This window comes from Streptomyces sp. NPDC060184, assembly GCF_042728795.1.
In the GTDB taxonomy this organism is placed as follows: Bacteria; Actinomycetota; Actinomycetes; order Streptomycetales; family Streptomycetaceae; genus Streptomyces.
In genome coordinates, this window is the sequence record NZ_JBHWYX010000069.1 from 1 (window position 1) to 19,617 (window position 19,617).

Here is a 19,617-nt window from a genome sequence, read left to right on the forward strand (position 1 = left end):
CGCCCCCTCCGGTGGGAGGGGGCGCGCCGCTGACGTCGTCTCAGTAGCGGTACTGCTCGTTCTGGCCGGGGTCGTATCCGGTGCCGTTGCCGTATCCGTCGTCACCGGCCGGGTAGCCGCTGCCGTACGGGGCGGGCGTGCCCTGCGGGTACTGCTCGCCCTCACGCTGCTGCGGCACCCAGACGCCGCCCGGCGGGGTGTCGGCGGAGTACGGCTGGGCGGTGTACGGCTCGCTGTACTGCTGCTGGTTCGGGTAGCCGTCGTACCCGCTCGGCGCGGAGTCGTAGCCGGTGCTGTTGCCGTAGGCGTCGTAGGACGCGTACGACGGAGCGGCCGTGCCGCCCGTGCCGATGTACGGGTCGGAGTACGCCGCATAGCTGTGCTGGTCGGTGCCGTAGGCGTACCCGCCGCCGTACGAGGGGTTCTGCGCGGGCTCGCCGTAGCCGCTGTACGGGTCGTGCGCGGCGAACTGGGGCTGGGCGCCGGCCGGTTGCGGCTCCTGCTGGTACTGCTCCTGGTACCCCTGGTCGCCGTTCGGCTGCGCGTACGGGCTCGTGCTCGGGCTGTACACGCCGTACTGGCCGGTCTCCTCCGGCATGGGCTCCGGTTCGTACACGGCGGCCTGTTCGCCCCGCGCGGGCGCGGCGGGTTCCTCGTACTCCAGGTCGGAGACCTCCAGGACGGGCTCCTCCTCGGCGGGGCGCCGTTCGCCGCGGCGACGGCGGCTGGCCCCGGGGCTGCCCCCTATGGCCCACCCGGTGGAGAAGCCCCGCCGGAAGGAGAGCGTCACATAGGTCTGGCCCACCGCGAAGGCGATCGCGCCCGCGACGATGACCAGCACGGACGGGATCAGGACGCCGAGCACCACGCAGAGGAATCCGGAGAAGGCGAGGAGCCTCCAGCGCAGCCGTGCCTTGTACTGCAGCAGCACCTCACCCAGCAGCCACAGCGCCACCACGCCGAAAGCGATGTAGAGGACCGTCCAGCCCACGCCCGCCCCACCTTCTACGGCCGCCGCCGCCGGATCGGGGGCGGGTACGGCCGGTCACGACTGCTTGTGCAGTCCGAGATTCTCGTAGATTTCGAGCGTTGCCGTCGAGTTGTTGAGCGTGATGAAGTGCAGTCCGGGCACACCTTCGGACAGCAGCTTCGCGCAGAACTCCGTTGCGAACTCGATGCCAATGGAGCGTACAGCGGCCGGATCGTCCTTGACGGCGTGGATGCGTTCTTCGAGGGCCCGGGGCACGGCCGCGTTGCTCAGCTGGGGAAATCTTTCGAGCTGCTTGACGCTGGTGACCGGCATGACCTCGGGAATGATGGGCGTGTCGCAACCCGCGGCAACCACCCGGTCACGCATCCGGAGATAGTCGTCGGGTTCGAAGAACATCTGGGTGATGGCGTAGTCCGCACCGGCCCGGCACTTGTCCACGAAATGCCGGGTATCTGCCTCCCAGTCCGTCGACCGGGGGTGCATTTCGGGAAACGCGGCGACGCCCACGCAGAAATCGCCGGACTCCTTGATGAGCCGCACGAGGTCGGCGGCGTACCGGACGCCTTCCGGGTGCTCGACCCACTCGCCCATCGGGTCGCCCGGCGGGTCTCCGCGCACGGCGAGGATGTTCCTGATCCCGGCGTCGGCGTACTGGCCGATCATGTTCCGCAGCTCGGCGACGGAGTGGTTGACCGCGGTGAGGTGGGCGACGGGGGTGAGCGTGCTGTCGGCCGCGATCTGCTGGGTCGCCCGGACCGTGCCCGCCCGGGTGGAACCTCCGGCTCCGTACGTCACGGAGACGAAGCTGGGACCCACGGCCTCGACCCGGCGCAGCGCGTTCCAGAGGTTCCGCTCGCCCTTCTCGGTCTTGGGTGCCCAGAACTCGAAGGAGTAGGACGTCTTGCCGGACGCGAGGAGCTCGCGCACGGTGCGTGCGCGGTCCGTCCGGGTGGAGGAGGTGCCAAGGGCCATACCGCGAGGTTAACCAGGGTGCGGCCGTCCCCCAACCAGAGCGGGACATATGTCCGTATTGCAGTGAATACTGTCCACGCCTCGGACAGCGCGCTCCGGTCCGGTGCTCCCGCCCCCGGCCCGGGTCCGCACGGGTGGCGGCGGGGCGGGGGTCAGCGCTCGCGGACGCGCTTGGCCAGGGCGGCAGCCGCCCCGGCCGGGTCGTCGGCCTCGGTGATCGCGCGGACCACCACGACGCGCCGGGCGCCGGCGTCCAGCACCTCGTCGAGATTGCCCGCGTCGATGCCGCCGATGGCGAACCACGGGCGGGGGGTGTTCAGGGAGGCGGCGTACCGCACCAGGCCGAGGCCGGGGGCGTGGCGGCCGGGCTTGGTCGGGGTGGGCCAGCACGGGCCGGTGCAGAAGTAGTCGACGCCGGGCTGCGCGACGGCCGCGTCCACCTCGGACTCGGCGTGCGTGGAGCGGCCGATCAGCGGGGTCTCGCCGATGATCGCGCGGGCAGCGGGGACCGGCAGGTCGCCCTGGCCGAGGTGGAGCACGTCGGCGCCGATGGCGTGGGCGACGTCCGCGCGGTCGTTGACGGCGAGGAGCTTGCCGTGGCGGGCGCAGGCCTCCGCGAACACCTGGAGGTGCTCCAGTTCCTCGGCGGCCTCCATGCCCTTGTCCCGCAGCTGGACGATGTCCACTCCGGAGGAGAGCACCGCGTCGAGGAACGCGGGGAGGTCGCCCTGCCGCCTGCGGGCGTCCGTGCACAGGTAGAGACGGGCGTCGGCGAGCAGGTGGCGCGGCGTGGACATGAAGGAGTTCCCCCCGTGGGTCACCGCGGTCGCGGGCGGGGGCCGCCCAGCCCCAGGGCGCCCGGCGGGGGCGGCGACCGGACTAGGAGGGGCGCTGGGGGGGGGGCGGCCTCCCCCCCCCGCCCGCGACCGCGTGTGCGGTCGTCTCGGTCAGACGGCGAGCGCCTGGGCGCGGCGCTTCACCTCCGTCCCGCGATTCTCGCTCAGCGCCTGCGCGGGGGTTCCCGGCAGGGTCGGGTCGGGGGTGAAGAGCCAGTCCAGCATCTCTTCGTCGGAATAGCCGTCGTCCCTCAGGAGCGTCAGGGTCCCCGCGAGGCCCTTGACGACCTTGTCGCCGTCGATGAAGGCGGCGGGCACCTGGAGCGCCCGGTTCTCACCGCGGCGCACCGCGATCAGCTGGCCTTCCTTGACCAGCTGCCGCACGCGCGTCACCTCGACACCGAGGAGTTCCGCGATGTCGGGGAGGTGGAGCCAGGCAGGGACGAGAGCATCGATCTTTGCGTCAATCTCGGTCACGAGGACAAGCGTGCCATCTGGGACCGACAGCCGGAAGCCGGGCCTGCCGTACGGACCGCGTCCGCGCAGGTCGCGCGGGGGTCGGACGGGGTCGTGCGGGCACGCGGGAGCGGCGCTCCGGGGCTCAGCGGACGGCGGACTTCAGGGGTACGGCGGGGTCGGCCGCCCGCTCGGGGTCGACGGCCCCGCCGGAGGCGATCAGCTTGCGGCCCTGGGTGAGATCGCGCGGACGGCCGACCGCCAGCAGGGCGACCAGCGCGCCGTCGCGGAGCCAGAGCACGGTCCACTCCTCGTCGGCGGGGTCGCCGCGCCACAGCAGGGTGTCGGCGTCCGCGTGGTGCCCGGCGTACTGGACGAACCGGCCGAACTGCTCGGACCAGAAGTACGGCACCGGGTCGTACGGCTCCGCGGCGCCGGGTCCTTCGGAGCCCGCGATGCCCGCCGCGACGGTGCGCGGTCCCTGGAGCGCGTTGTCCCAGTGGTGGACCAGGAGGCGTGCGCCGTAGCGCGCGGAGGGGTAGGAGGCGCAGTCTCCGACGGCGTGGACGCCGGGCGCCGAGGTGCGCAGCGAGGCGTCGGCGGTGACCGATCCGTCGGGGCCGAGCGCGATGCCGGAGCCGGTGAGCCAGCCGGTGGCGGGGCGGGCGCCGATGCCGACGACCACCGCCCCGGCCGGGAGCCTGCGGCCGTCGGCGAGGACCACGGCGCCGGGTTCGACGCGCTCGACCCGAGCGCCGGTGAGGAGCGTGGCGCCGCCGTCCGCGTACCAGTCGGCCATCGGGGCGGCGACCTCGGCGGGCAGCACCCCGGCGAGCGGGCGGTCGGCGGCCTCCACGACGGTGACCGTGCAGCCGGCGGCGCGGGCGGCGGTGGCGAACTCGGCGCCGATCCAGCCCGCGCCGACCACGACGACGTCGTGGCGCTCGGCGAGGACGGGCCGCAGCCGGGCCGCGTCGTCCAGGGTGCGCAGCAGGTGGGTGCCGGGGACCCCGGCGGCGCCGGGCAGCGTCAGGGGTTCGGCGCCGGTGGCGACGACCAGGACGTCGTACGGCACCGGGCCGTCCGGGGTGTCCACCTCGCGGTCGGCGGGGCGCAGGCCGGTGACGGAGAGCCCGAGGCGCAGCTCGACGTCGAGCGCCTCGAAGTCGATGTCGAAGGCGGAGTGCTCGGCGGTGCCGAGGAGCACGGCCTTGGAGAGCGGCGGCCGGTCGTAGGGCTGGTGCGGCTCCGCGCCGATCAGGGTGACGGGTGCGGTGTACCCCTCGTCCCGCAGGGCGACGGCGGTCTGCACGCCCGCCATGCCCGCTCCGACGATGACGACGCCGTGCTCCGGTGCCCGCTGCCCGCTCTGTTCGCTCACGCACCCACCCTAAGCACCTGGCGCACCCCCGGTCCCCGGGGTGGGCGGGCCGCCCCGGAGACTGCCTCGTACCGCGCGGACGGCGGGGTTTAGGGTGGCTGCGGAAAGACACTCGCGGGAGCCCGGACGCACCGGGCTGAGAGGGAGGCTGGCGGCCTCCGACCGTACGAACCTGATCCGGGTCATGCCGGCGAAGGGAGGGGCTGGACACCCATGCGCGCACCACAGGAACCGTCGTCCGCCGCGGGCGGGGGCACGAGCGGCGCGGACCGCCGGGGACCCTCGTACGACGTGCTCGTCGTCGGGGGCGGCATCATCGGCCTGGTGACCGCCTGGCGGGCGGCGCAGGCGGGGCTGCGGACGGCCGTCGCCGATCCGGAACCGGGCGGCGGGGCCGCCCGGGTGGCGGCCGGGATGCTGGCCGCCGTCACCGAACTCCACTACGGCGAGCAGATGCTGCTGGGCCTCAACCTCGCCTCCGCCGCCCGCTATCCGGAGTTCGTGGCGGAGCTGGAGACGGCGAGCGGCCGGGAGACCGGCTTCCGCGCCTGCGGCACCCTCGCGGTGGCGCTGGACTCCGACGACCGGGCGCACCTGCGCGAGCTGCACGCCCTCCAGGAGCGGTCCGGCCTGGACGCGCAGTGGCTGTCGGGGCGCGAGTGCCGGCGGCTCGAACCGATGCTGGCGCCGGGCGTACGGGGCGGGCTGCGGGTCGACGGCGACCACCAGGTCGACCCGCGCCGCCTCGCGACCGCGCTGCTGACGGCCTGCGAGCGGGCCGGGGTGGTGTTCCACCGCGTCCTCTGCGAGCGCCTGGAGACCGCGCGCGGCCGGGCGTCCGGGGCGCTGCTCGCGGACGGCACGGCGGTCTCGGCGGGTCAGGTGGTGCTGGCCGCCGGAAGCCTCAGCGGCCGGCTCCCCGGGCTGCCGGAGGGCGTCGCCCCGCCGGTGCGCCCGGTGAAGGGCCAGGTGCTGCGGCTGACCGTGCCGCGCGCGTACGCCCCCTTCCTCAGCCGGACCGTCCGCGCGGTGGTGCGCGGCCAGGACCTGTACCTCGTACCGCGCGAGAACGGCGAGCTGGTCGTCGGCGCGACGAGCGAGGAGATGGGCTGGGACACCACGGTGACGGCGGGCGGGGTGTACGAGCTGCTGCGCGACGCCCACGAGCTGGTGCCGGGCATCACCGAGCTGCCGCTCACCGAGACCCTGGCCGGGCTGCGTCCCGCCACCCCTGACAACGCGCCGGCGCTCGGCCCGACCGCGCTGCCGGGGCTGCTCGTCGCCACCGGCCACCACCGCAACGGCGTGCTGCTCACCCCCGTCACCGGCGACGCCATGGCCCACGCGCTGACCACCGGCGAGCTGCCGGAGGTGGCCCGCCCGTTCGCGCCGGACCGCTTCACCACCCCCGTAGTCCCCGCGCGCGAGGAGCAGTACGCATGAGTGACCCGACCGCCACCGTGAGCGTCTCCGTCAACGGCGACCCGCGCGACGTGTCCGCCGGCACCACCCTGGGCGCCCTGGTGGCGACCCTCACCCGGGCGCCCTCCGGGGTCGCCGCCGCCGTCAACGAGAGCGTGGTGCCGCGCTCGGCCTGGGACTCCACCGCGCTCGCCGGGGGCGACCGGATCGAGGTCCTCACCGCGGTACAGGGAGGCTGACCATGTCCGACGACCTCTTCCAGCTGGCCGGGCGCGCGTTCTCGTCCCGGCTGATCATGGGCACCGGCGGCGCCCCCAGCCTGGACGTGCTGGAGCGGGCGCTCGTCGCCTCCGGCACCGAGCTGACCACCGTCGCGATGCGCAGGCTCGACCCGACCGTGCAGGGTTCGGTCCTCTCCGTCCTGGAGCGCCTCTCCATCCAGGTGCTGCCCAACACCGCGGGCTGCTTCACCGCGGGCGAGGCGGTGCTGACGGCCCGGCTGGCCCGGGAGGCCCTCGGCACCGACTGGGTGAAGCTGGAGGTGGTGGCCGACGAGCGGACCCTGCTGCCGGACCCGGTCGAGTTGCTGGACGCGGCGGAGATCCTGGTCGACGACGGGTTCACCGTGCTGCCGTACACCAACGACGACCCGGTCCTCGCCCGGAAGCTGGAGGACGTGGGCTGCGCGGCGGTCATGCCGCTCGGCTCGCCCATCGGCTCCGGCCTCGGCATCCGCAACCCGCACAACTTCGAACTGATCGTGGAGCGGGCCGGGGTCCCGGTGATCCTGGACGCCGGTGCGGGCACCGCCTCGGACGCGGCGCTGGCGATGGAGCTGGGGTGCGCGGCGGTGATGCTCGCCTCGGCGGTGACCCGGGCGCAGGAGCCGGAGCTGATGGCGTCGGCGATGCGGCACGCGGTGGACGGCGGCCGTCTCGCCCGCCGGGCGGGCCGCATCCCCCGCCGGCACTTCGCCGAGGCGTCCTCCCCGGTGGAGGGCCGGGCGGTGCTCGACCCGGAGCGTCCGGCGTTCTGACCGGGGGACGGTCCCGCGCGGCCGTGTTGTCACGGCTCGGCTGCGATACGGCCCCGGGCCCGCTCCGGGGCGACCGGGGTGCCGTCGGCGGCTCGTAGACTCGTCGGGTGGACACGACCCTCCAGGACCCGCTGCTCGGACGGCTGCTCGACGGCCGCTACCGCGTCGACGCGCGCATCGCCGTGGGCGGGATGGCCACGGTCTACCGGGCCGTGGACATCCGGCTCGACCGGGTGCTCGCTCTCAAGGTGATGCACCCGGCGCTCGCCGCCGACGCCTCCTTCGTGGAGCGCTTCATCCGCGAGGCGAAGTCCGTGGCGCGCCTCGCGCACCCGAACGTGGTGTCCGTCTTCGACCAGGGTGCCGAGGGCGCGTACGTCTACCTCGCCATGGAGTACGTCGCGGGGTGCACGCTCCGCGAGGTGCTGCGGGACCGGGGGGCGCTCCAGCCGCGTGCCGCGCTCGACATCCTGGAGCCGGTGCTGGCGGCGCTGGGCGCGGCGCACCGGGCCGGGTTCGTGCACCGCGACATGAAGCCGGAGAACGTCCTGATAGGGGACGACGGCTGGGTGAAGGTCGCAGACTTCGGGCTGGTGCGCGCGGTCGGCACCGCCACCGACACCACCGGCTCCCTGCTGGGCACGGTCTCCTACCTCGCCCCCGAACAGATCGAGCACGGCACCGCGGACACCCGCTCCGACGTGTACGCCTGCGGTGTCGTGCTGTACGAGATGCTGACCGGCACCAAGCCGCACACCGGCGAGAACGCCGCCCAGATCATCTACCAGCACCTCAACCAGGACGTGCCGCCGCCGTCCGCCGCCGTCCCCGGGCTCTCCCCGGCGCTGGACGCGCTGGTGGCGGGGGCCACCGCCCGCGACGCGGGGGCCCGCGCGCAGGACGCGGTGGTGCTGCTCTCCGAGACCCTGGAGGCCAGGGCGCTGCTGAGCGACGCGGAGCTGGACGCCGTACCGCCGCGGGCGCACGCCCCGGCGGGCTCCGGCGCCTCGGGCACCTCCGGCGCCGAGGACCGTACGAGCGTGCTGCCGCGCGCCGTGGCCGGGGGACGGGCCACCGTCGAGCGGACGAGCCGGCTGGAGATGCCCGCCGCCGCCACCGCCTCCGTCGCGCCCGGCCGGCCCCGGCGGTCGGCGCGGGCGGGAGGGGCCGGGGGCCGGCCGCGCCGCGGGGTCTACGCGGCGGTCACCGCTCTGCTGCTGGTGCTGCTGGTCGGGGGCGGTGTCTGGTACATCAACTCGGGCCAGTTCACCCAGGTCCCCTCGCTCCTCAACCAGACCCAGGAAGCCGCGGAGAAGCGGCTCACGGACGCCGGGCTCGACGTGAAGTCCGTCGACAAGGCGTACAGCGACACGGTCGAACGGGGCTCGGTGATCAGCAGCGACCCCGCGCCCGGCGACCGGGTCCGGGGCAACGAGTCGGTGAAGCTGGTCGTCTCGCGCGGGCCGGAGATCGTCGAGGTCCCCGACGTCGCGGGGACCTCGCTGGCCGACGCGCGCCGCTCCCTGAAGGAGGCCGGTCTGGCGCCGGGCATGGTGACCCGGGAGTTCAGCGAGGAGGTCGGGCGCGGCGAGGTGGTCCGCACGGACCCCGGGGCGGGCACCGGCCGTCACCCCGACTCCGCCGTGGCCCTGGTCGTGAGCAAGGGCGCCCCGGTCGACGTGCCGGACGTCTCCGGGCTCTCCGTCGAGGACGCCACCGCCGCCCTGGAGGAGGAGGGGCTCAAGGCCGAGGCGAAGCCCGGCCGGGTCAACTCCCCCGAGGCCGCGGGCGACGTCGCCGAGCAGACCCCGGCCCCCGGCGCCGAGGCGGCCGAGGGGGACACCGTCCAGCTCACCGTCTCCAAGGGCCCCCGGATGATCGAGGTGCCGGACGTCACCGGCAAGGACGTCGACGAGGCGCGGGACCTCCTGGAGGACGCCGGGTTCGAGGTCAAGGTCGACCGGCCGTTCCTCTCCTTCAGCGACACGGTCGGGAGCCAGTCCGTCGACGGCGGCGGCCGGGCGGCCGAGGGATCCACCATCACCATCAGGACCAAGGGACTGTGAACATGCGCAACCCGGTGGGCGGACACGTCCCGGTGGCCGGCGGGCTGGTCAGGACCGGCCTCGGCTACGCCGACGAGCTGGCGGCCGAGACCGTCCAGGTCTTCGTCGCGAACCCGCGCGGCTGGGCCACCCCGGCGGGGAAGCCCGATCAGGACGCGCTGTTCCGCAAGGAGTGCGAGGCCCGGGACATGCCGGTGTACGTGCACGCCCCGTACCTGATCAACTTCGGCTCGCACACCGAGGCGACCGTGGAGAAGTCCGTGGAGTCGCTGCGGCACTCGCTGCGCCGGGCGCGCGAGATCGGCGCGCTGGGCGTCGTCGTCCACACCGGTTCGGCGACGGGCGGCCGGCCGCGCGAGGCGGCGCTGGCGCAGGTGCGTGACCACATGCTCCCGCTGCTCGACGAGCTGACCCACGACGACGATCCCGATCTGCTGCTGGAGTCGACCGCCGGCCAGGGGTCCTCGCTCTGCTCGCGGACCTGGGACTTCGGACCGTACTTCGCGGCGCTGGACTCTCACCCCAAGCTGGGCGTCTGCCTGGACACCTGCCACATCTACGCGGCGGGCCACGACCTGGCCGGTCCGTCCGGGATGCGGCAGACCCTGGACCTGCTGGTGGAGACGGTCGGCGAGGGCCGGCTGAAGCTGATCCACGCCAACGACTCCAAGGACGTGGTCGGCGCCCACAAGGACCGGCACGAGAACATCGGCTCGGGGCACATCGGCGTGGAGCCGTTCCGGGAGCTGTTCGCGCACCCGGCGACGGCCGGGGTGCCGCTGGTCATCGAGACGCCCGGCGGGAAAGAGGGGCACGCGGCGGACGTGGCGCGGCTGAAGGAGCTGCGGGACTCCGTGGGCGCCTGACCGGGATTCACCGGGGCGCGGCGCGTCCGGGCGGGCTCAGAGCTCCGGGCCGTCCCCGGGCTTCTCCTGGTAGGAGTAGCGCTGCTCGCTCCACGGGTCGCCGATGTTGTGGTAGCCGCGTTCCTCCCAGAACCCGCGGCGGTCGGCCGTCATGTACTCGATGCCGCGGACCCACTTCGGGCCCTTCCAGGCGTACAGGTGCGGGACGACCAGGCGCAGCGGGAAGCCGTGCTCGGCGGTGAGCAGGTCGCCGTCCTTGTGGGTGGCGAAGAGGGTGCGCTCCGAGGCGAAGTCGGCGAGCCGCAGGTTCGAGGAGAAGCCGTATTCGGCCCACACCATCACATGGGTGACGTCGTCGGCGGGCGGTGCGAGACCGAGGACCACGGAGGCGGGTACACCACCCCACTCGGAGCCCAGCATGGAGAACTTGGTCACGCAGTGCAGGTCGGCGACGACCGAGGAGAAGGGGAGCTCCGAGAACTCCTGGTGGTTCCAGCAGTGTTTCCCGCCGTCGGCGGTGGCTCCGAAGACCCGGAATTCCCAGCGCTCGGGGCGGAACTTGGGCACGGGCCCGTAGTGGGTCACCGGCCACCCGCGTTGCAGACGCTGGCCCGGCGGAAGCTCGGACTGTCCCGATACGCGGTATCCCTCGCTCTCCGGCTGACCCATGCCTCCATGGTGACAGACAGGCAGGGGTGGTGGTGACCAGGCAGACACGAACCGGGCAATACCTACTAAGCATGTACTTACTGGACGGCCGGGAGGCGCGGTGCGAGGATGCGCCCAACTGTCCGGTACACCGGTTGGAAGGAGCCTCTGCGATGCAGGGCGACCCCGAGGTCATCGAGTTCCTGAACGAACAGCTGACGGCCGAACTGACTGCCATCAACCAGTACTTCCTGCACGCGAAGATGCAGGACAACTTCGGCTGGACGAAGCTCGCCAAGTACACCCGGGCCGAGTCGTTCGACGAGATGAAGCACGCGGAGATCCTGACCGACCGGATTCTCTTCCTCGACGGCCTCCCGAACTACCAGCGCCTCTTCCACGTGCGCGTCGGCCAGACGGTGACCGAGATGTTCCAGGCCGACCGCCAGGTGGAGGTGGAGGCGATCGACCGCCTCAAGCGCGGGATCGAGGTCATGCGGGCCAAGGGCGACATCACCTCGGCCAACATCTTCGAGTCGATCCTGGAGGACGAGGAGCACCACATCGACTACCTGGACACCCAGCTGGATCTGGTCGAGAAGCTCGGCGAGCCGCTCTACATCGCCCAGCAGATCGAGCAGCCGGAGGGCTGACCGGCGGCCGGTCGGCGACACGGAGCCCGCGGGGCCCACGGCTCCGGTCAGGCGGCTTCGGGGAGCGCGGGGGCCACAGGCGCCACGGCGGCGGCGAGCGGGTCGGTGCGGCGCTCCAGCAGCTCGCGGCGCGGGCACTCGCCCCGGCCCAGCAGCGCCTGGATGCGGCGGACGCAGCCGCCGCAGTCGGTGCCGGCCTTGCAGGCGGAGGCGATCTGCCGGGGGGTGCAGGCCCCGGCCTCCGCATGCTGCTTCACCTGCTGTTCGGTGACGCCGAAGCAGGAGCAGACGTACATGCGGTTCACCTCCCGGGGAGCGTGCGGACACCTCCCGACGCGGTGAGGCAAACCTAACCTTACCCATCGGGACGGGTAGGCAAAAGCCCCGGAACGCCCGTGGGGCACGGATCACATCGATCCGTGCCCCACGGGCGCGTTGGCGCGGGCCCCTCACGGGCCCGCCGGCTTCCGGCTGCCGCCTACCGGCCGGGCTCACTGGTCGCGGTACATCTCCGCGACGAGGAAGGCCAGGTCGAGCGACTGGCTGCGGTTGAGCCGCGGGTCGCAGGCGGTCTCGTAGCGCTGGTGCAGGTCGTCCACGAGGATCTCGTGGCCGCCGCCGACGCACTCGGTGACGTCCTCGCCGGTGAGCTCGACGTGGATGCCGCCCGGGTGGGTGCCCAGGCCCTTGTGCACCTCGAAGAAGCCCTTGACCTCGTCCAGGACGTCGTCGAAGCGGCGCGTCTTGTGGCCGGAGGCGGCCTCGAAGGTGTTGCCGTGCATCGGGTCGGTGACCCAGGCGACGACCGCGCCGGAAGCGGTGACCTTCTCGACCAGCTCCGGGAGCTTGTCGCGGACCTTGTCGGCGCCCATGCGGACGACGAACGTCAGCCGGCCGGGCTCGCGCTCGGGGTCCAGGCGGTCGATGTAGCTGAGCGCCTCGTCGACGGAGGTCGACGGACCGAGCTTGATGCCGATCGGGTTGCGGATCTTCGACGCGAACTCGATGTGCGCGCCGTCCATCTGGCGGGTGCGCTCACCGATCCACACCATGTGGCCGGAGGTGTCGTACAGCTCGCCGGTGCGCGAGTCGGTGCGGGTCAGCGCCGTCTCGTAGTCCAGCAGCAGCGCCTCGTGCGAGGAGTAGAACTCCACCGCCTTGAACTCGGCCGGGTCGGTGCCGCAGGCCTTCATGAAGTTCATGGCGTTGTCGATCTCGCGGGCCAGCGCCTCGTAGCGCTGCCCCGAGGGGGACGACCGCACGAAGTCCTGGTTCCACGCGTGCACCTGGCGCAGGTCGGCGTAGCCGCCGGTGGTGAAGGCGCGGACGAGGTTCAGCGTCGAAGCGGACGCGTGGTACATCTGCTTCAGGCGCTGGGGGTCCGGGACGCGGGCGGCCTCGGTGAAGGCGAAGCCGTTGACGGAGTCGCCGCGGTACGTCGGCAGGGTCACCCCGTCACGGGTCTCGGTCGGCTTGGAGCGCGGCTTGGAGTACTGCCCGGCGATCCGGCCCACCTTGACGACCGGGACGGCCGCCGCGTAGGTCAGGACGGCGCTCATCTGGAGCAGCGTCTTCAGCTTGGCCCGGATGTGGTCGGCGGACACGGCGTCGAAGGCCTCGGCGCAGTCGCCGCCCTGCAGCAGGAACGCCTCGCCCTTGGCGACGGCTCCCATGCGGGCGCGCAGCTGGTCGCACTCGCCCGCGAAGACGAGCGGCGGATACGACGCGAGGTCCGCGAGTACATCGCGCAGCGCCTCGGAGTCGGGGTACTCGGGCTGCTGCGCCGCGGGAAGGTCTCGCCAGGTGTTGCCACCGGCGACGGAGGTATTGGCGTTCACGGTCACGGGGACCACCCTACGGGGTAACGGGCTGCGTCCAACCGGTCGCTCAACAGTTGAGACGATTGCTCGCATGCTGGTGCGCCGTAGCGCTAGGATCGTCGCATGTTCACGCACACGAACCAGAACTGGTGGTGGCCCGCTCGACGGCGGCCCGCTGACAGTTCGCGCTGAACATCTCGCGAAGGCCGCCCCGAGGGGCGGCCTTTTCTGCTTTCGCGGAGCGGTTCCTCCCCTCGGGAAACCCGTGGACGTCCCTCTCGGACATCCCTCGGACACCCCCCGGAAGGAACGCTCATGCCGCACCGCGCCACCTCTCTCGTCCACCGTCTCCTCCGCGACGACGCCCCGCCCTTCGCCCTGCTGCGCCGCCGCACGCCCGGCCGCGACCACGACACCGTCGAGGTGCTGACCGGCGAGGTCCGGGAGGTGGCGCGCCTCGCCGACCTGCCGGTGGGCGAGCTGCCCTCGCTGGCCCTGGTGCCCTACCGGCAGATCGCCGAGCGGGGCTTCGACGTGACCGACGACGGGACACCGCTCGCGGTGCTGGTCGCCGACGAGTCGTACGAGCTGCCGCTCGCCGAGGTGCTGGCCGCGCTGCCCCCGCACGCGGTGCGGGTGACCGAAGGCGCCTTCGACGTACCGGACGAGGAGTACGCGGAGATCGTCCGGCGGGTGATCGAGGACGAGATCGGCCAGGGCGAGGGAGCGAACTTCGTGATCCGGCGCACGTTCCGGGGCGAGATCCCCGGCTACGGCCGGGCGGACGCGCTGGCGCTCTTCCGCAGACTGCTGGAGGGGGAGCGCGGCGCGTACTGGACGTTCGTGGTGCACACCGGTGGCCCGCGGGGCCGGACCCTGGTCGGCGCCAGCCCCGAGGTCCACGTCCGGATGTCCGGCGGCACGGTGGTGATGAACCCGATCAGCGGGACGTACCGCTATCCGGAGCAGGGCCCGACCGTGGAGAGCCTGCTGGACTTCCTCGCCGACCGCAAGGAGACCGAGGAGCTCTCCATGGTGGTCGACGAGGAACTGAAGATGATGTGCATGGTCGGCGACATGGGCGGGGTGGTGGTCGGGCCCCGGCTGAAGGAGATGGCCCATCTCGCCCACACCGAGTACGAGCTGCGCGGGAAGTCGACGCTGGACGTGCGGGAGGTGCTGAAGGAGACCATGTTCGCGGCGACCGTCACCGGCTCCCCGGTGCAGAACGCGTGCCGCGTGATCCGGCGGTACGAGCCCGCCGGGCGCGGCTACTACAGCGGTGCGCTGGCGCTGCTGCGCCGGGACGCGAACGGCGCCCAGACCCTCGACTCGCCGATCCTGATCCGTACCGCCGACATCGCGGCGGACGGCGGGCTCGCGGTGGCGGTGGGCGCCACCCTCGTACGCCACTCCGACCCGGACGGCGAGGTCGCCGAGACCCACGCCAAGGCGGCGGGGGTGCTGGCCGCTCTCGGGGTGCGGCCGGGCCGGCGGACCGAGGAGCGGACCGGGCCGCAACTGGCCACCGACCCCCGGGTGCAGTCGGCGCTGGACGACCGGCGGGGCGGGCTGGCGCCGTTCTGGCTGCGGATGCAGGAGCCGGCCCGGACGGCGTCGGGCCACGCGCTGGTGGTGGACGGCGAGGACACCTTCACCTCGATGCTGGCGCATCTGCTGCGCGCCTCGGGGCTCGACGTGTCGGTCGTCCGCTTCGACGCACCGGAGTTGCGGGAGACCGTCCGGGCGCACCGGGGGCCGGTGGTGCTGGGCCCCGGGCCGGGGAACCCGGGCGACCCCGCCGACGCCAAGATGGTGCTGCTGCGCTCGGTCGCGGCGGAGCTGGTGCGCGACCACCGGGACGGGCTGCTGGGCGTGTGCCTGGGCCATGAACTGATCGCGGCGGAGCTGGGCCTGGAGGTGGTGCGCAAGGCGGTGCCCCATCAGGGGGCGCAGACGCGGATCGAGCTGTTCGGCCGGCCGGAGACCGTGGGGTTCTACAACAGCTTCGCGGCGCGGTGCGACGACGCCGCCACCGCCGAGCTGGGCGCGCACGGCATCGAGGTGAGCCGGGACGAGGTCACCGGCGAGCTGTACGCCCTGCGCGGCGACGGGTTCGCCTCGGTGCAGTTCCACCCGGAGTCGGTGCTGACGCTGCGGGGTTCGAAGATCGTCACCGAGCTGCTGGCGGGGCTGCCGGTACGCGGCTGAACGCCCCGTTCGCGACGGAACGCAGGTTCGCGACCGGACGCCGTTCGCGACCGGACGGGCGGGTGCCGGTGCCCCGGGCGGGGCGCCGGCTCACCGCGCCGCGCTCACCGCTCCGGGGCCGCCGGCACCAGGACGTTGTCGCTGCGGCGTCCGGCGAGGTAGTCGTCGATGTTGGCGGCGGTGGCGTCGATGATCTGGCCGACCGCGTCCTCGGTGTAGTACGCCTGGTGGGAGGTGACCAGGACGTTCGGGAAGGTCAGCAGGCGGGCGAGGGTGTCGTCGTCGATGCCCTCCAGCGACTTGTCCAGGAAGAAGAGCCCGGCCTCCTCCTCGTACACGTCGAGGCCGACGCCGAGGAAGTGGCCCGCGCGGAGTTCGGTGACCAGGGCGCGGGTGTCGACCAGGCCGCCCCGGCTGGAGTTGACGAGGATCACGTCGCGCTTCATCAGCGCCATCGCCCGCTGGTCGATGAGGTGGTGGGTGGCGGGCAGCAGGGGGACGTGCAGGCTGATGAGGTCGGCCTCGGCGAAGAGCTGGTCCTTCTCGACGTACCGCATGCCCAGCTCCACGCAGGCGGGGTTCTCGGCGACGTCCCAGCCGAGCAGGTTCATGCCGAAACCGTGGGCGATCCGGGTGAACGCCTCACCGATCTTGCCGGTGCCGATCACCCCGGCCGTGCGGCCGTGCATGTCCCGGCCGAGGAGTCCGGCGAGCCGGAAGTCGAAGTCGCGGGTGCGCGTCGCCGCGCGGATGACCTTGCGGTTCACGGCCATCGCCAGGGTCCACGCGAACTCGGCGACGGAGTGGGGCGAGTAGTACGAGACCCGGGCGACGCGCAGGCCGAGGGAGGCGGCGACCTCCAGGTCGATGTTGTTGAAACCGGTCGACCGCTGGGCGATCATCCGGGTGCCGCCGGCCGCCAGGGTCCGGAGCACCTGGGCGCCGAGGTCCGCGTTGACGCTGGTGGAGATGGCCTCGTACCCCGCCGCGAGGGCCGCGGTGTCCGGGGTGAGGAACACCTCCAGGCAGCGGACCTCGTGCTTCCCGGCGAACGCCTTCTCGATCAGGGGCTTCTCGTCGGCCTGCACACCGAATGCCAGGATTTCCACGGCGTCTCCCGTTGGTGCTGCGGTACGGCACATGACCCGGACACCGCGAATATACGACCGGGTGACCGGGCGCGCCGCTCGGCGGCGGCCGGGGCGCGCCCCGCCCCGGCCGGCCCGCCGGACTCCGCTCAGACGTCGTCGAGGCCCCGCTCGATGGCGTACCGGACCAGTTCCACCCGGTTGTGCAGCTGGAGCTTGCCGAGGGTGTTCTGGACGTGGTTTTGGACCGTGCGGTGCGAGATCACCAGCCGCTCGGCGATCTGCTTGTACGACAGTCCCTTGGCCACCAGCCGGAGCACCTCGGTCTCGCGCTCGGTCAGGCGCGGCGCCTTCGGGTCGTCGGGGGCCGCCGGGGACGGGTCGGAGGCGAGCCTGCGGTACTCGCCGAGCACGAGTCCGGCCAGCCCCGGGGTGAAGACCGGGTCGCCGACCGCGGTCGAGCGGACCGCCTCGGTCAGCTCCCGGGTGCTGGCGGACTTCAGCAGGTAGCCGGTGGCCCCGGACTTCACCGCCTCCAGCACGTCGGCGTGCTCCCCGCTGGCGGAGAGCACCAGCACCCGCAGGCCGGGGAGGTGCGCCACGAGCTCCTTGCAGACCTGGACACCGGGCAGGCCCGGCAGGTTCAGGTCGAGCACGAGGACGTCGGGCCGGACCGCCTGGGCGCGGCGGACGGCCCCCGGGCCGTCACCGGCGGTCGCGACGACGTCGAAGCCGGACTCGGCCAGGTCGCGGGCGACGGCGTCGCGCCACATCGGGTGGTCGTCCACCACCATGACCTTGATGACCGTGCCGTCGGCGCGGGTCTGCGGCGGGGGCCCGGGGGCGACCGCCCCGCCCGGTGCGTCCGGTGCCGCCGGTGCGCCCGTTCTGTCCGGTGTGCCCGGTGCTGTCGGTGTACTCATCGGATCGATCCTGCCTTCCCCCGTGGGGCCTTCGGAACCTTCAACTCGACTTCGGTGCCCTGGCCCGGCACCGAGATCACCTCGGCCGTGCCGCCCAGGTCGCGCAACCGCCCGCGGATGGAGAGGGCCACGCCGAGCCGGCCCTCCCCCTCGGCCTCGGCCAGCCGCCCCCGCGGGATGCCCGGTCCGTCGTCCCGGACCGTGACGACCACCTCGCCGGGCTCGTCCTCGACCAGGATCCACGCCTGCGCGTCCTGTCCGGCGTGGGCCCGTACGTTGTCCAGGGCGGCGCCGGTGGCGGCGGCGAGCTCCCGCGCCGCGCCGGGCGGCATCAGGACCGGGGCGCCGGGCTCCGCGAGGCTGACCCGGGAGCCCGCGTGCGGGGCGAGCAGGGTGCGCAGATCGATCTCGGAGGCGTCGGCGGGCGGCTCCTGAGCCGTGACGGTACGGACGACGGCGCCCTGCGCGGTGTCCTCGGAGACCCGGGTGGTGGGCACCAGGCCGCTGGAGACGAGGGTGCGCAGGGCGATCTCCTGCTCCCCGGCCATCCGGCCCAGTTCGGCGGCCTCGCCACCGAGGGCGGTGCCCCGGCGCTGGACCATGGCGAGGACCTGGAGCACACTGTCGTGGATGTCCCGGGCCAGCCGCTCCCGCTCGCGGGTGGCGGCCTCGATCTCCAGGGCGCGGGCGAGCGTGCGCTCACTGGCGCGGGCGACCTCGACGACGTACCCGATCGCTATCGAGGCGACCCAGACCAGCAGGACGTTGTGGAGGGTGTCGCGGCTGGGCTCGGCGCGCTCGACGAGGTTGGCGGCGGCGACGAGCGTGGACGCGAAGGCGGCCCACCGCCAGCCGCCCTTCAGCGCGAAGGCCAGCACCGCCCCGGCGGTCCAGATCGACGGCAGGGTCGAGCCGTCGACGTGGTGGGCGTCGAGATCGGCGACCGGGGTGAGCAGGATGCCGGTGAGCGCCACCACCAGGTCCGCGCCGAGGAACGGCCGTGTGCAACGCGCCGCGTTGGCGACCCGGGGCAGGGTGAGCAGCGTCCACACCGCCATCACGGCGAGGAACCCGAAGGCCACCGCGGGCCGTTCGAAGTCCGCGCGCCCCAGGACGGCCAGCGCCAGGGCGTAGACCGTCGTCAGCACCCGGTATCCGGTGAGCGCGCGCCACAGCGGCTGCTCGACCGACATCCGTACGACCCGCTCGCGCCCGGTCATCTCCCCCACCCCCGCGGTCCGCGCCCCCGTCGGCCGGACCTGCTCTCTCTCCACCGCTGCCGCGGACACCCGTCGTGCGACAGCGCCCGCCCTCACCGGCCCCCGTCGTCACCGGCACCCGTCGTCAGCGGCACCCGTCGCGGCGAACACCCGCCGCCGCCCGCCGCCTTCGCCGGTCGTCCCGGCGACGCCCGCTACCGCGCCGGCGGTTCCGGCGTCGAGCGCTTCTCGTCCCGCGCCGCCTGTTTCTGTTCCAGCGCGGCCTGTTTCTGTTCCTGTACCGCGTGTTTCTGTTCCTGTGCGGCCTGCTTCTGCTGCTGTGAGGCCGCTTTGGCCTCGTCGGCGATCCGGCGCTTGGCGGCCGTCGCGTAGACGTCCACGTACTCCTGCCCGGAGAGTTTCATGATTTCGTACATGACCTCGTCCGTCAGCGAACGCAGGATGAACCGGTCGCCCTGCATGCCCTGGTAGCGGGAGAAGTCCAGCGGCTTGCCGATCCGGATGCCGGGACGCAGCAGTTTGGGGATGACCTGGCCGGGCGGCTGGATCTTCTCCGTGTCGATCATCGCGACCGGGATGACGGGCGCGCCGGTGGCCAGCGCCACCCGGGCGAGGCCGCCGGGCTTCCCCCGGTAGAGGCGGCCGTCCGGCGAGCGGGTGCCCTCGGGGTAGATGCCGAAGAGTCCGCCGCCCTCGACCACCTTGATCCCGGCGCGGATCGCGGCCTCACCGGCGCCCCTGGCCCCGGAGCGGTCGACGGGCAGCTGGCCGACGCCCTTGAAGAAGGCCGCGGTGAGCTTGCCCTTCACTCCGGGCGCGGTGAAGTACTCGGCCTTGGCGATGAAGGTGACCTTGCGGTCGAGGACGGCCGGCAGGAAGAAGGAGTCGGAGAAGGACAGATGGTTGCTCGCCAGGATCGCCGGTCCGGTGAGGGGGATGTTCTCCAGGCCCTCGACCCACGGCCTGAAGGCGAGCTTCAGGGACCCCCCGAGGGAGAAGTGCATCGCGCCGTAGATCAACTGGGGTGC

The 19,617-nt window shown here is 73.1% G+C and carries 19 protein-coding genes and 1 riboswitch; of the genes, 7 read left to right on the forward strand and 12 right to left on the reverse strand.

The annotated features are described in order from the left end of the window. Window positions 1-40: 40 nt before the first annotated feature. From ACFWEE_RS30780 to ACFWEE_RS30800, 5 genes are all read right to left on the reverse strand, one after another. Complete coding sequence (locus tag ACFWEE_RS30780; RefSeq protein ID WP_386894184.1) at window positions 41-991, reverse strand: hypothetical protein; 951 nt, start codon at window positions 989-991, stop codon at window positions 41-43. 54 nt (window positions 992-1,045) lie between these two features. Next, complete coding sequence (gene metF, locus ACFWEE_RS30785) at window positions 1,046-1,963, reverse strand: methylenetetrahydrofolate reductase [NAD(P)H] (protein ID WP_327175271.1); 918 nt, start codon at window positions 1,961-1,963, stop codon at window positions 1,046-1,048. A gap of 152 nt (window positions 1,964-2,115) precedes the next feature. Further along, the gene (gene thiE / locus ACFWEE_RS30790) at window positions 2,116-2,760 is read right to left on the reverse strand and encodes a thiamine phosphate synthase (protein ID WP_386894187.1); all 645 of its coding nucleotides are present in this window, start codon (window positions 2,758-2,760) and stop codon (window positions 2,116-2,118) included. Between the two features lie 150 nt (window positions 2,761-2,910). Beyond that, window positions 2,911-3,276 (reverse strand): Rv2175c family DNA-binding protein, encoded by a 366-nt coding sequence (locus ACFWEE_RS30795; protein ID WP_386894189.1) that lies wholly within the window; start codon window positions 3,274-3,276, stop codon window positions 2,911-2,913. A 124-nt stretch (window positions 3,277-3,400) separates the two neighbouring features. Beyond that, window positions 3,401-4,636 (reverse strand): NAD(P)/FAD-dependent oxidoreductase, encoded by a 1,236-nt coding sequence (locus tag ACFWEE_RS30800; RefSeq protein ID WP_386894191.1) that lies wholly within the window; start codon window positions 4,634-4,636, stop codon window positions 3,401-3,403. A 104-nt stretch (window positions 4,637-4,740) separates the two neighbouring features. Then, a riboswitch (TPP riboswitch) is annotated at window positions 4,741-4,852 on the forward strand. Between ACFWEE_RS30800 and thiO the strand changes: the two genes are divergently transcribed. From thiO to ACFWEE_RS30825, 5 genes are all read left to right on the forward strand, one after another. Then, window positions 4,850-6,079: a glycine oxidase ThiO gene (gene thiO / locus ACFWEE_RS30805; RefSeq protein WP_386894193.1), complete on the forward strand. Its 1,230-nt coding sequence runs from the start codon at window positions 4,850-4,852 to the stop codon at window positions 6,077-6,079. Its footprint overlaps the riboswitch before it by 3 nt. Next, complete coding sequence (gene thiS / locus ACFWEE_RS30810) at window positions 6,076-6,297, forward strand: sulfur carrier protein ThiS (RefSeq protein WP_386894195.1); 222 nt, start codon at window positions 6,076-6,078, stop codon at window positions 6,295-6,297. The genes thiO and thiS overlap by 4 nt, the downstream gene beginning before the upstream one ends. A gap of 2 nt (window positions 6,298-6,299) precedes the next feature. Next, window positions 6,300-7,094, forward strand: coding sequence for a thiazole synthase (locus ACFWEE_RS30815; protein WP_386894197.1), 795 nt, complete (start codon window positions 6,300-6,302; stop codon window positions 7,092-7,094). 107 nt (window positions 7,095-7,201) lie between these two features. Then, entirely contained in the window at window positions 7,202-9,160 is a 1,959-nt protein-coding gene (gene pknB / locus ACFWEE_RS30820) for a Stk1 family PASTA domain-containing Ser/Thr kinase (protein WP_386894199.1), read from the forward strand. A gap of 2 nt (window positions 9,161-9,162) precedes the next feature. After that, window positions 9,163-10,026, forward strand: a complete 864-nt coding sequence (locus ACFWEE_RS30825) for a deoxyribonuclease IV (RefSeq protein WP_386894201.1) — start codon at window positions 9,163-9,165, stop codon at window positions 10,024-10,026. Between the two features lie 36 nt (window positions 10,027-10,062). On the opposite strand, the gene ACFWEE_RS30830 is transcribed toward ACFWEE_RS30825, so the two are convergent. Continuing rightward, entirely contained in the window at window positions 10,063-10,695 is a 633-nt protein-coding gene (locus tag ACFWEE_RS30830; protein WP_386894203.1) for a sulfite oxidase-like oxidoreductase, read from the reverse strand. Window positions 10,696-10,847: 152 nt separating this feature from the next. On the opposite strand from ACFWEE_RS30830, the gene bfr reads away from it, so the two are divergent. Then, window positions 10,848-11,327 (forward strand): bacterioferritin, encoded by a 480-nt coding sequence (gene bfr / locus ACFWEE_RS30835; RefSeq protein WP_386894206.1) that lies wholly within the window; start codon window positions 10,848-10,850, stop codon window positions 11,325-11,327. A 47-nt stretch (window positions 11,328-11,374) separates the two neighbouring features. Here bfr and ACFWEE_RS30840 read toward each other — a convergent pair whose 3' ends face one another. Together ACFWEE_RS30840 and ACFWEE_RS30845 are read right to left on the reverse strand one after the other, a co-directional pair. After that, window positions 11,375-11,623 (reverse strand): bacterioferritin-associated ferredoxin, encoded by a 249-nt coding sequence (locus tag ACFWEE_RS30840; RefSeq protein WP_386894208.1) that lies wholly within the window; start codon window positions 11,621-11,623, stop codon window positions 11,375-11,377. 195 nt (window positions 11,624-11,818) lie between these two features. Then, window positions 11,819-13,165 (reverse strand): class II 3-deoxy-7-phosphoheptulonate synthase, encoded by a 1,347-nt coding sequence (locus tag ACFWEE_RS30845; RefSeq protein ID WP_386894234.1) that lies wholly within the window; start codon window positions 13,163-13,165, stop codon window positions 11,819-11,821. Window positions 13,166-13,462: 297 nt separating this feature from the next. Here ACFWEE_RS30845 and ACFWEE_RS30850 point away from each other — a divergent pair, with 297 nt between their 5' ends. Next, window positions 13,463-15,358: an anthranilate synthase family protein gene (locus ACFWEE_RS30850; RefSeq protein ID WP_386894210.1), complete on the forward strand. Its 1,896-nt coding sequence runs from the start codon at window positions 13,463-13,465 to the stop codon at window positions 15,356-15,358. Between the two features lie 104 nt (window positions 15,359-15,462). On the opposite strand, the gene ACFWEE_RS30855 is transcribed toward ACFWEE_RS30850, so the two are convergent. The 4 genes from ACFWEE_RS30855 to ACFWEE_RS30870 all read right to left on the reverse strand — a co-directional run bounded on the left by ACFWEE_RS30855 (window position 15,463) and on the right by ACFWEE_RS30870 (window position 19,593). Then, window positions 15,463-16,467 (reverse strand): 2-hydroxyacid dehydrogenase, encoded by a 1,005-nt coding sequence (locus tag ACFWEE_RS30855; protein WP_386894212.1) that lies wholly within the window; start codon window positions 16,465-16,467, stop codon window positions 15,463-15,465. Window positions 16,468-16,595: 128 nt separating this feature from the next. After that, a complete protein-coding gene (locus ACFWEE_RS30860) occupies window positions 16,596-17,240 on the reverse strand; it encodes a response regulator (RefSeq protein WP_386894236.1) in 645 nt (214 codons plus the stop codon). Between the two features lie 125 nt (window positions 17,241-17,365). Beyond that, the gene (gene macS, locus ACFWEE_RS30865) at window positions 17,366-18,589 is read right to left on the reverse strand and encodes a MacS family sensor histidine kinase (RefSeq protein WP_386894214.1); all 1,224 of its coding nucleotides are present in this window, start codon (window positions 18,587-18,589) and stop codon (window positions 17,366-17,368) included. A gap of 194 nt (window positions 18,590-18,783) precedes the next feature. Further along, complete coding sequence (locus ACFWEE_RS30870) at window positions 18,784-19,593, reverse strand: lysophospholipid acyltransferase family protein (protein ID WP_386894238.1); 810 nt, start codon at window positions 19,591-19,593, stop codon at window positions 18,784-18,786. Between the last annotated feature and the right edge of the window lie 24 nt (window positions 19,594-19,617).

What these genes read in the sequence shown, in the direction of transcription:
- thiS (WP_386894195.1), top strand. Translation starts at nt 6,076, where the DNA reads ATGAGTGACCCGACCGCCACCGTGAGCGTCTCCGTCAACGGCGACCCG.
- ACFWEE_RS30870 (WP_386894238.1), bottom strand. Translation starts at nt 19,593, where the DNA reads ATGCACTTCTCCCTCGGGGGGTCCCTGAAGCTCGCCTTCAGGCCGTGG.
- ACFWEE_RS30830 (WP_386894203.1), bottom strand. Translation starts at nt 10,695, where the DNA reads ATGGGTCAGCCGGAGAGCGAGGGATACCGCGTATCGGGACAGTCCGAG.
- ACFWEE_RS30850 (WP_386894210.1), top strand. Translation starts at nt 13,463, where the DNA reads ATGCCGCACCGCGCCACCTCTCTCGTCCACCGTCTCCTCCGCGACGAC.
- bfr (WP_386894206.1), top strand. Translation starts at nt 10,848, where the DNA reads ATGCAGGGCGACCCCGAGGTCATCGAGTTCCTGAACGAACAGCTGACG.
- thiO (WP_386894193.1), top strand. Translation starts at nt 4,850, where the DNA reads ATGCGCGCACCACAGGAACCGTCGTCCGCCGCGGGCGGGGGCACGAGC.
- ACFWEE_RS30825 (WP_386894201.1), top strand. Translation starts at nt 9,163, where the DNA reads ATGCGCAACCCGGTGGGCGGACACGTCCCGGTGGCCGGCGGGCTGGTC.
- ACFWEE_RS30815 (WP_386894197.1), top strand. Translation starts at nt 6,300, where the DNA reads ATGTCCGACGACCTCTTCCAGCTGGCCGGGCGCGCGTTCTCGTCCCGG.
- ACFWEE_RS30840 (WP_386894208.1), bottom strand. Translation starts at nt 11,623, where the DNA reads ATGTACGTCTGCTCCTGCTTCGGCGTCACCGAACAGCAGGTGAAGCAG.
- metF (WP_327175271.1), bottom strand. Translation starts at nt 1,963, where the DNA reads ATGGCCCTTGGCACCTCCTCCACCCGGACGGACCGCGCACGCACCGTG.
- thiE (WP_386894187.1), bottom strand. Translation starts at nt 2,760, where the DNA reads ATGTCCACGCCGCGCCACCTGCTCGCCGACGCCCGTCTCTACCTGTGC.
- macS (WP_386894214.1), bottom strand. Translation starts at nt 18,589, where the DNA reads ATGACCGGGCGCGAGCGGGTCGTACGGATGTCGGTCGAGCAGCCGCTG.
- ACFWEE_RS30860 (WP_386894236.1), bottom strand. Translation starts at nt 17,240, where the DNA reads ATGGTGGTGGACGACCACCCGATGTGGCGCGACGCCGTCGCCCGCGAC.